General features: G+C 73.7%; 7 protein-coding genes. 2 read left to right on the top strand and 5 right to left on the bottom strand.

The features are described 5' to 3' along the window. Positions 1-110: 110 nt before the first annotated feature. A complete protein-coding gene (gene trxA / locus Sru01_RS11320) occupies positions 111-509 on the top strand; it encodes a thioredoxin (protein ID WP_203984090.1) in 399 nt (132 codons plus the stop codon). A 66-nt stretch (positions 510-575) separates the two neighbouring features. Here the strand turns inward: trxA and Sru01_RS11315 are convergent, their stop codons facing one another. Continuing rightward, complete coding sequence (locus Sru01_RS11315) at positions 576-1,916, bottom strand: class II 3-deoxy-7-phosphoheptulonate synthase (RefSeq protein WP_203984089.1); 1,341 nt, start codon at positions 1,914-1,916, stop codon at positions 576-578. Between the two features lie 130 nt (positions 1,917-2,046). After that, on the bottom strand, positions 2,047-3,300 hold the full coding sequence (locus Sru01_RS11310) for an FAD-dependent oxidoreductase (RefSeq protein WP_203984088.1): 1,254 nt from the start codon (positions 3,298-3,300) through the stop codon (positions 2,047-2,049). A gap of 199 nt (positions 3,301-3,499) precedes the next feature. Between Sru01_RS11310 and Sru01_RS11305 the strand changes: the two genes are divergently transcribed. After that, positions 3,500-4,045: a hypothetical protein gene (locus Sru01_RS11305; protein ID WP_203984087.1), complete on the top strand. Its 546-nt coding sequence runs from the start codon at positions 3,500-3,502 to the stop codon at positions 4,043-4,045. A gap of 129 nt (positions 4,046-4,174) precedes the next feature. Here Sru01_RS11305 and Sru01_RS11300 read toward each other — a convergent pair whose 3' ends face one another. From Sru01_RS11300 to Sru01_RS11290, 3 genes are all read right to left on the bottom strand, one after another. Then, on the bottom strand, positions 4,175-5,173 hold the full coding sequence (locus tag Sru01_RS11300; RefSeq protein WP_203984086.1) for a phosphotransferase family protein: 999 nt from the start codon (positions 5,171-5,173) through the stop codon (positions 4,175-4,177). Positions 5,174-5,232: 59 nt separating this feature from the next. Next, entirely contained in the window at positions 5,233-6,129 is an 897-nt protein-coding gene (locus tag Sru01_RS11295) for an aldose 1-epimerase family protein (RefSeq protein ID WP_203984085.1), read from the bottom strand. Positions 6,130-6,678: 549 nt separating this feature from the next. Next, entirely contained in the window at positions 6,679-7,998 is a 1,320-nt protein-coding gene (locus Sru01_RS11290) for a GH1 family beta-glucosidase (RefSeq protein ID WP_203984083.1), read from the bottom strand. Positions 7,999-8,005 lie beyond the last annotated feature (7 nt).

Below are 8,005 nucleotides of genomic sequence, written 5' to 3'. Positions count from 1 at the left end.
CCGAACGCAGCGCGCGGAGCGCGCGCCAATAGACACAGCCCAGGAATGCGCGGCGTGGGAAGGTGGTTGTCTCGATCGACGAGACAAGCGACGAGACGAGGGGACCACCAGTGGCGACCATCGCGGTGACAGAGAGCAACTTCAACGAGATCGCCGACGAGGGGATCGTCCTGCTCGACTTCTGGGCCTCCTGGTGCGGGCCGTGCCGCACCTTCGCGCCGGTCTTCGAAAAGGCGTCCGAGAAGCACGAGGACATCAAGTTCGGCAAGATCGACACCGACGCCGAGCGCGGCCTGGCCGAGGGCTTCGAGATCAGCTCGATCCCGACCATCATGGCGATCCGGGACGGCATCGTGGTCTTCGCCCAGCCCGGCGCGCTGCCCCCGGCCGCGCTGGAGGACCTGATCGGCCAGGTGCGCGCGCTGGACATGGAGTCGATCCGCAAGGAGATCGCGGCCGACATCGACTCCGGCCGGGCCGAGGGCCCGGAGGACGGCCGGCGTCCCTGACGCCGTTGGCGGTGACCGGCGACGCGGGGGCCCCGCCTGAAGGGCCCGCGCCGCCGGCCCGGCCGGTCAGGCGGAGCGGTAGAGCTCGGCCACCCGGAAGGCCAGGTCCAGCGACTGGCCGCGGTTCAGCCGCGGGTCGCAGGCGGTCTCGTACCGCAGCGCCAGGTCCTCCTCGACGATCGGGTGCCCGCCGCCCACGCACTCGGTGACGTCGTCGCCGGTGAACTCGATGTGGATGCCGCCGGGGTGGGTGCCGAGGGCGCGGTGCACCTCGAAGAAGCCGGCCACCTCGTCCAGCACGTCGTCCAGCCGCCGGGTCTTGTGCCCGCTCGGCGCCTCGAAGGTGTTGCCGTGCATGGGGTCGCAGATCCAGGCCACCTGGGCGCCGCTGGCCCGGATCTTCTCCACCAGCGGAGGCAGCGCGTCACGCACCCGCGAGGCCCCCATCCGGGAGATGAAGGTGAGCCGGCCCGGCTCGTTGGCCGGGTTCAGCCGCTCGATCAGGGTGAGCGCCTCTTCGGGGCTGGTGGTCGGCCCGAGCTTGACCCCGATCGGGTTGCGGATGCGGCTGAAGAAGTCCACGTGGGCGCCGTCGAGCTGCCGGGTGCGCTCGCCGATCCACACCATGTGCGCCGACACGTCGTAGGGCAGCCCGGTACGCGAGTCGATCCGGGTCAGCGCCCGGTCGTAGTCCAGGATCAGCGCCTCGTGGGAGGAGTAGAACTCCACGGTGTGGAACTCGTCGGGGTCGGCCCCGCAGGCGTGCATGAACGCCAGCGCCTGGTCGATCTCGCGGGCCAGCTGCTCGTAGCGCCGGCCGGCCGGCGACTCGGCCACGAAGTCCTGGTTCCAGGCGTGCACCTGGTGCAGGTCGGCGTACCCGCCCTTGGTGAAGGCCCGGGTGAGGTTGAGGGTCACCGCCGAGGAGTGGTAGGCGCGCAGCAGCCGGGCCGGGTCGGGGCGGCGGGACTCGGGGGTGAAGTCGAAGCCGTTCACCATGTCGCCGCGGTAGGCGGGCAGCTCGACGCCGCCGCGGATCTCGGTCGGCTTGGACCGGGGCTTGGCGAACTGCCCGGCCAGCCGGCCGATCTTCACCACCGGCACCCGGCCCGCGTAGGTGAGCACGATGGCCATCTGCAGCAGGGTCTTCAGCTTGTTGCGGACGTTGTCCGCCGTGGCGCCCGCGAAGGTCTCGGCGCAGTCTCCGCCCTGCAGGACGAAGGCCTCGCCGCGGGCGACGGCCGCCATCCGGTCCTTCAGCTCGTCGCACTCGCCGGCGAAGACCAGCGGCGGCAGGCCCTGCAGCTCGGAGACGACGGCCTCGAGCGCGGAGCGGTCCGGCCAGTCCGGTTGCTGGGCGGCGGCAAGGTCCCGCCACGAATCGAGATCTATGGGTTCGGCGCTCACGGACCAAGGTTATTGCACCGATGCCGGTGCCACCGAGACCGTGTCCACAGGCTGAGAAAGCTTTCCCGGTGCGCGGTAGCCGCTTTCCGGTCCGATCCCGGTCCCGCCGGGGTTCCCGGGCGGGCCGCGATCAGCATCGCGGGGGAGTGCCGGCCTGCCGGGCCCGCGGTGAGCGGACGTGCTCGGGCTGGACGCCGAGGCCGATGAACCGGCGGATGAGGGCGCCGGCGACCGGGAGGCCGGCCAGGTCGCGCGGCAGCCGCGGCGGCCGGGCCGCGGCGTCCAGCGCCGGTCTGATCAGCCGGTCCTGCACCACCTGCTGGACGAACTGGGTGATCGCCGTCGGCGCGGCGCGGCGGCGTCGCACCGCCCGCAGCGCCGACTCGGGGACCCGGCCGGCCAGCAGCGGCCCGGCGAGCAGGTTGGCGGCGGCCACCGCGTCCTGCACGGCCAGGTTGATCCCGATGCCGAACACCGGGGACATCGCGTGGGCGGCGTCGCCGATCAGCAGCAGTCCCGGCCGGTGCCAGCGATGCACCCGGTTCAGCCGGACCCGCAGCATTCCCACCTCCTCGAACCCGGCCAGCGCGCCGGTGCGCCCGGCGAGGAAGGGAAGGAGCTCGCCCACCGACGCCCGCAGCGCCTGGACACCGCGGTCCCGCAGCGCGCCGAAGCCGCCCTTGGGGATGACGTAGGCGAGCTGCCAGTAGGATCCGCGGTCGATGGCGACCATCAACCGCCCCGCCGACAGCCGCAGGAAGGCCTCGTCGGGGTCGCTTTCCTCGCGGGGCAGCCGGAACCACACCACGTCCATCGGCGCGCCGAACTCCACCGGCGCGAGCCCGGCGGCCCGGCGCACCGCCGAGTGGCGCCCGTCGGCCCCCACCGTGAGCGCCGCCCGCAGCTCGTGCTCGCCGTCGCGGTCGCGGTAGCGCACGCCGCGCACCGCGCCGCCCTCGCGGATGAGGCCGGTGACCTCCGCCTCCATGATCAGCCGGAAGGTGGGATGGCGCCGGGCCGCCTCGGTGAGCATGGTCAAGAAGTCCCACTGTGGGACGAAGGCGATGTAGGGGTGGCGGGACCGCAGGCGGCGCAGCGAGGCCACCCGGACCACCCCGTCGTCCAGCCGGATCGACAGGGTCTCGACCCGGCGCGGCGCCAGCCGGTCGAACGCCGGGCCCAGCCCCAGCTCGTCCAGAATCTCCAGCGTCGAGGGGTGGATCGTGTCGCCGCGGAAGTCGCGCAGGAAGTCGGCGTGCTTCTCCAGCAGGGTGACCGGCACCCCGGCCCGGGCCAGCAGCAGCGCCAGCATCGCACCGGCCGGGCCGCCGCCGGCGATGACGCAGGTGGCCGGCCGGTCGCCGGCGGTAGGCGTGATCGGCATCGTCACCACCCGTCATGATCGGCGCCCCGGCTCGCGGGCGCGCCTGCTACGACCACCGTACGATCCGCGCGGCGGCGGGCGGGCGCGCGGACCCGGAATCCCGGCACCGGCGGCCCCGCGGAGGAATACCCCGCGCCGCCGGGGGCAGTCGGGTGTCGGGCCCCGCGGAGGGGCGTATGGAGGCGACCTGGGAGGTCACATGATCGTGCTGGGCCTGCTGTTGATCGTGCTCGCCGGCGCGGCGGTCGTGGCGGTGGCCAACGACGGCGCCGCCGGTGCCGTGTCGACGGTCACGGTACTGGACCGGACGCTGGAGCTGAGCCGGCTGGAGCTCTTCCTGGCCGGGGCGGCGACCGCGGCCGTCTTCCTGATCGGCCTCATGGCGCTGGCCGCGGGCATGCGCCGCTCGGGCGCCAAGCGCCGCAAGCTGCGCGAGGCCCGGATGGAGACCCGGGACCGCGTCGCGCGCCTGGAGGAGGAGAAGCGCCGCCTGGAGCAGCGGCTGGCCGACGAGCGGACCGAGAAGTCCGCGCCGGTCGCGACGGCTCCCGCCGGGCCGGCGCACGACCGGGACGGTGACGGTGTGGACGACCGTGCCGAGCGCCGCGACGTCCTGAGCCGGGACGCCGAGCGTCGCGATGCCGAGCCCGCCGGGACGAGCACGCAGCCGCACCCGGCGGTGCCGGGGCAGCGGGAGTCCGACCGGCTGGTGGCCGGCGGCCACAACCACCAGAACCGGGCCTGACGTGCGGGCCGCGACTCGCGCCGTCCGGGGACCCGGTCCCTGGGCGGCGCTCCCCGCGCGTCGCCGGCTGTCCCGGCCGCTCGGCCACCGCTGCGTGCGCGCGGGACGGCCGCGGCGGCCGGGGAGGGTTCAGCGCTGCCTGAGATACGCCAGGCTCTGCGTCAGGCCCTCGGTGGACAGGTCGCGGATCCGCCGGTAGGACTCCTCGGGGTACCCCCGCGGCGTCTCTTCGATGAGCATCAGCAGGTAGAGGTAGACGCGGTACATGGCCTCCCGCCGCCTGGCCTGCGGGGTGAACTCGAGCACGCCGCCCGCCTGCCGGTAGCCCGCGACGATCGGATCGTCCTCCCGCAGCTCGCCGAAGATCGTCGGAGTGACGAAGTCGGCCAGCGGATCCCCCCAGAAGGCGCGCTCCAGGTCGATGATCGCCTGGATGCGCGGCCGCCCGGCCGACGGCGGGGTGAGGAACACGTTGCCCGGCCAGACGTCGGCGTGCACCAGCACCGGGGCCGTCACCTCCTCCAGCAGGTGCGCGTCGCCGTGGACGGCCGCGGCGATGTCCAGCAGCGAGCAGGGCAGCGTGGTCTCGTACCGCACGGCGTCGTCCAGCAGGGCGCCGGTCATGACCAGGAACGCGTCGCGCCAGGTGGGCCCGGTGAGCCCGGCGTAGGGATAGCCGAAGACGCCCTCGCCCGGGATGGTGTGCAGGCGGGCCAGGTGGGCGCCCAGCTCGTGGCGCAGCGCGGCCTGGTCGGCGTCGGACAGGCCGGTGGCCTGGTTCCAGGGCACCCCGTCCAGCGCGGACAGCACCAGGAAGTCGCCGCCCAGCCGGGGGTGGTCGAACGCCGAGTGCAGCAGCCGGGCCAGCGGCACCCCGGCCGGGGTGGCCAGGTGGTACACCATGGCCTCGGTGCGCAGCAGCTCGCGCTCGTAGCGGAGCTGCGGCAGATCCGGCGGCGGGGCGGCCTTCAGCACGACCTGGCGGCCGTCGGCCAGGGCGATCCGCCACACCGCGTTGGCGAACCCGTCGGTGAGCTCTTCTGTCGAGGTCACCCCCGTGCCCGTCGCCTCGAGGATCAGCTCCTCCAGTTGCGCCGTGGTCAGCCGGCGCTTGGTCTTGCTCTCCATCGTTATGAAAGTCTTTCTGGGTGGGGGCGGGCCGGCGCGCCGGGCCGCGGCGCCATGGCTCAGCGGGCGGTGATGGTCCAGGCCGCCTCATGCTTGTCGCCGGGTGCGAGCACGATGACGTCGGTTCCGGAGTTGAAGGCGTCCGGTGGGCAGGTCATCGGCTCGACCGCCAGGCCCCGCTGGCCGAACCCGCTGCCCGTGCACACCTGGACCCACGGCAGGACCTGCGGATCCCAGGAGATCTCCACGCCGCCGGCCGGGCCGGTCACCGCCACCCGCGCCAGGCCGTCGGCGTCGGCGGCCAGACCGGTGAACGCCTCGTCCAGCGAGGTGTCGCCGAGCGGGCGGGGGGTGCGGAAGTCGTAGGTGGTACCGGCCACCGGCTCCAGGGTGGTGGGGATGAGGACCTCGTCGGTGCGCAGCACCCGCTCGGCGGGCAGGCCGAGCCGCCAGGTGGCCTCCTGGCCGGCGTCGGCGATCAGCCAGGGGTGCGGGCCGCAGCCGTAGGGAGCGGGCCCGTCACCGACGTTCTCGGCGGTGAGGGTGGTGGTCAGGCCGTCCGGCCCGACCGCGTAGCGGACCTGCAGCGCCAGCCGGAACGGGTAGCCGGGGGTCGGCTCGATGGTGTGCGCGAGCCGGACGAACGCGCGGTCGCCGTCGCCGGCCGGCACCTCCACGAGTTCCCACGGGGCGAAGGCCACCAGCCCGTGCAGGGCGTGACCGCGCTCGGGCTCGTTCACCGGCACCTCCAGCGGCTCGCCGGCGAAGGTGTACCGCCCACGGGCCACCCGGTTGGGCCAGGGAGCGAGCAGCGTGCCGCTGTAGTGGGGGACGGGCCCGCCCTCCGGCCAGTCGGCCACCAGATCGCGCGAACCGTGCCTCAGCACCCGCAGCGCGGCGCCTGCTTCGGTTATCTCGGCGTGGTACCCGCCACCACGGAGCACGAACTGAGGCACGGGGGCATCCTCTCGATCAACGGGGTGAATTCGGCGGATGCGGTGCTCACATCCGGCTGACGGCGCTCCATCATCCACCGTGACCGCCCGGTGATCAAAATTTGGCCGAGGCGTGAGCAGCAGGTGGGAGCGCTCCCATAGCGCCACAAGCTAGAGCCTGCCGGCCGGGCGCGTCAATCGGCGGGTCGGAAAGATCGGGTACGGACGCCTGGCTCCGGGGCGTCCCCGGCCCGAAACCGCACCTCGCCCGGCGGCCCGGACCCGGACCGCCGCGCGAAGGCACGACGGCCGCCCGGCGCGCGGCCGGCCGTCGTGGTGCGGGCCGGCCCCGGGCGCCGCGCCGGGTTGACGAGCGGGCATGCTTGCGCTAGCGCAAGCCGAGAAGCGCTCTCACCTGGGAAGATGCCTACGCGGCTCAGGTGGGAGCGCTTCCAGGCAGGGCACGCCGGTGCCGACGGCGAGCGGCCGCGGTGGCCCGGTCAGGACAGCGCGGTCAGGACAGCGCGGTCAGGACAGCGCGGTCAGGACAGCGCGGTCAGGACAGCGCGGTCAGGACAGGCGGCCGCTCGCGATCAGATCTCGGTACCACAGGGCGCTGGTCTTGGGGGTGCGCGTCTGGGTGGCGAAGTCGACGTGCACGATGCCGAATCGGGCCGAGTACCCCTCGGCCCACTCGAAGTTGTCCAGCAGCGACCACACGTGGTAGCCCTCCACCGGCACGCCCTCCGCCATCGCGTCCCGCACCGCGGCGATGTGGTCACGCAGGTAGGCGACGCGCTCGGGGTCGTCCACCCGGCCGTCCGGGCCGCGCTCGTCCGGCGCCGCCATGCCGTTCTCGGTGATGACCAGGGGCACCGGCGGGTAGTCGGCCGCCAGCCGGGTCAGCACGTCGTACAGGCCGCGGGGGTAGATCTCCAGCCAGTCGAGCTGCGCGGTCGGATGCAGGTGCACCCGTTCGCCCTTGGCGTCCACGAAGATCGGGTTGTAGTACTGCACGCCTATGAGGTCGATCGGCTCGGAGATGACGGCGAGGTCGCCGTCCCGGATGTGGCCGGGCATCGGGCTGCGCTCGGCGATCCAGGCCAGCGTGTCCTCGGGGTATGCGCCGGTGAGGATGGGATCGAGGTAGAGCCGGTTCTCCAGCCCGTCCCGCTGACGGGCGGCCTCGGCCGCCTCCGGGGTGTCCTCGGCCGGGTAGGTCGGGTGCAGGTTGAGCGCCGGGCCGATCCGGCGGCCGGGGTGGCGCTCGTGCAGCACCCGTGACGCCTGCCCGTGCGCGAGCAGCAGGTGGTGCAGCGCGACGAACGCCCGGGCGTCGTCGCGCACGCCGGGCGCGTGGATCCCCAGGCGGTACCCGCAGTCCACCACGGTCTTGGGCTCGTTGATCGTGAGCCAGTCGCGGATCTCCAGCGCGTCGAAGACGATCTCGGCGTAGTCGGCGAACCGCGCGGCGGTGTCCCGGTTCTCCCAGCCGCCCGCGTCCTGCAGCGCCTGGGGGAGGTCCCAGTGGAACAGGGTCGCCATCGGCCGGATGCCCCGCTCGGCCAGCCCGTCCACCAGGCGCCGGTAGAAGTCGAGCCCTCGCTGGTCCGGCCGGCCGCCGCCGTGCGGCTGCACGCGCGGCCAGGCGATGGAGAACCGGTAGCCGCGCAGCCCGAGGGAGGCCATCAGGTCCAGGTCCTCGGCCGCCCGGTGGTAGTGGTCGGCGGCGACGGCGCCGGTGTCACCGTCGCGGACGTTGCCGGGGACGGCGGCGAAGGTGTCCCAGACGGACGGCCTCCGCCCGTCCTCGTCGGCGGCGCCCTCGATCTGGTAGGCCGAGGTGGCCGCTCCCCACAGGAAATCGTCCGGGAAGGACTGGTCTGGCACGGTCTCC

Source organism: Sphaerisporangium rufum, assembly GCF_016863395.1.
Classification (GTDB): Bacteria; Actinomycetota; Actinomycetes; order Streptosporangiales; family Streptosporangiaceae; genus Sphaerisporangium; species Sphaerisporangium rufum.
This window is presented reverse-complemented; position numbering and strand designations above follow the sequence as displayed.